The organism is Flavobacterium sp. FG139 (assembly GCF_057809695.1).
In genome coordinates, this window is record NZ_JBMDKL010000035.1 from 1 (window position 1) to 2066 (window position 2066).

Sequence of the window (2066 nt, forward strand, 5' to 3'; positions counted from 1 at the left end):
ACTTCCGCATTCTGATAAATCCCAAGCCACGCCATTGGCGCAAACGGCTGTTAGCGGCTGTAATTTTTATGATTAACAAATATTGTGCGAAGGATAACCTTTTACAAATTCTATTAACCCTAAGTCTAAAAAATCTTTTAAATGTTTTGAATCAAGATGTTTTTGGAATTCTATTTCATTTTCAAAGCATTCCCAAATAATAAATTCAGATTGATTTTCTTTAGATTGTTGAACTTCAAAAGTAATATTTCCAGTTTCAATTCTTGTGTTTTGTTTCAATTCAATCAACGCTTTTATTACTTTTTCAAGATTCTCTTTGTCAACAACTTTGATTATTGCAGTTGAATAGTACTTTTCTGTTTTATTATCAGAAGGTTCAATTAAATCCCAAAGATTTCCATAACAATCTTCAAAAACTAAAACCTTGCCGTAAGGTTCTGTTTTTGGTTCTCGGATTATTTTTATATTATTATTTTTCAAGTTTTGATGATCAGTTTCAAAATCAGAAGTGTTCATAAATAAAAATACTCTTCCACCAGTTTGATTACCAATCCTAGATTTTTGAATTTCATTGGAAGCTTTAGCCAATAATAAACTAAATTCTGAAAATTTATTAGGAGCAACTTTTACCCAACGCTTATTTTCATCTATAAAAGTATCTTCTAATAATATAAAATTCAACTTTTTTGTATAGAATTCAATGGCTTTATCATAGTCGTCAATAAGTATTGAAATATGTGAGATTTTATTACTCATTTTGTTTTTATTTTTGGTGAGCTATTATAGCCGCTAACGTTCCCAGGCTTTGCGCTGTTGCGAATATCAAGACTGGCGAAAACAAATATACCGAAAACTTTGAAAGAAAAAAACCTGATTAATAGAAAAAATATTCACTAAAGTTTTCCGAAAAGCCCAAACCTAGCAATAGCGCAAAACCTGTGTTAACTGTAGTTTTATTCTTGAATTCTGTTTTTTAAATCCATTCTAGAATGTAGAAATCTAGTAATTTCAATTTCGTTTTCGCATATTATTCTGAAGAAAATTATATGTTGTCCAGATTTATAACCATAAATATCATCGTTAATGTCCGTATAATTTTTCGCTAAGTTTTGATTTTCAGCCAATACATGACAATCTTCAATAAGTTCAAAATAATATTTGTCAGCTTGATTTTCAGACCAAACTTCGTATGTGTAATCCCAAATCTTCGATAAATCTTCTACCGCTTTGTTTGTTAATTTGTATTTAGCCATTTTTCTTTTTGGCTTTTAACGATTCAAGATGTTTTTTTGGATCAAAGTCTTTTGCGATTCCGCTTTCAATCCCTTCGCTGATAGCTTTTTTAAGCGCAATAATTTTGCTTTCTTCTTCTTCTAGCAATCTTAATCCAGCTCGTATAACTTCGCTAGCGTTTTTAAATCTTCCTTCTGAAACTCTACTATCTACAAAGTTTTCAAAATAGTTTCCAAGAGAAACTGATGTATTTCGTCCCATAATTTTTATATTTTTAACAAAGTTACCAAAATTTGGTAATTATCAAAGAAAAAGTTGTTTTTTTCTCGGACAAAAAATTACAGTTAACGTTCTGTCGCTTGCGCCAGTGGCGGTTTTCACTCACTGACGAAAACAAATATACCGAAAAGTTAGAAAGAAAAAACGCGATTGAAAGAAAAAAGATATTCACTTCCGCATTCTGATAAAACCCAAGCCACGCCATTGGCGCAAACGGCTGTTAGCAGAAGCCTTTCTATTGATTTAGTTTTTCTTTTAGTAATTAACTAATTTGTTTTTGAATTTGCTTTGTTGAACTCGGCAGGTGTTCATTTGCATTCTGCAGGTCTTCATTTGCATTCTGCATAAGGCTATTTGCATTCTGCATAAGGCTATTTGCATTTTACATAAGCTCATTTGCATTCTGCATAAGCTCATTTGCATTTTACATAAGCTCATTTGCATTCTGCATAAGCTTATTTGCATTTTACATAAGCTCATTTGCATTCTGCATAAGGCTATTTGCATTCTGCATAAGCTCATTTGCATTTTACATAAGCTCATTTGCATTCTGC

3 protein-coding genes are annotated in these 2066 nt (G+C 31.1%); all 3 read right to left on the minus strand.

What is annotated here, in order from left to right; translation table 11 throughout:
- Positions 1-72 precede the first annotated feature (72 nt).
- Positions 73-756: a VOC family protein gene (locus tag ACODSI_RS14965; RefSeq protein ID WP_488917661.1), complete on the minus strand. Its 684-nt coding sequence runs from the start codon at positions 754-756 to the stop codon at positions 73-75.
- Between the two features lie 197 nt (positions 757-953).
- A complete protein-coding gene (locus ACODSI_RS14970; RefSeq protein WP_488917662.1) occupies positions 954-1253 on the minus strand; it encodes a type II toxin-antitoxin system RelE/ParE family toxin in 300 nt (99 codons plus the stop codon).
- Positions 1246-1494 carry a type II toxin-antitoxin system ParD family antitoxin gene (locus ACODSI_RS14975; RefSeq protein ID WP_482474991.1) on the minus strand — a complete coding sequence of 83 codons (249 nt, stop codon included), beginning with the start codon at positions 1492-1494 and terminating at the stop codon, positions 1246-1248. The genes ACODSI_RS14970 and ACODSI_RS14975 overlap by 8 nt, the downstream gene beginning before the upstream one ends.
- Positions 1495-2066 lie beyond the last annotated feature (572 nt).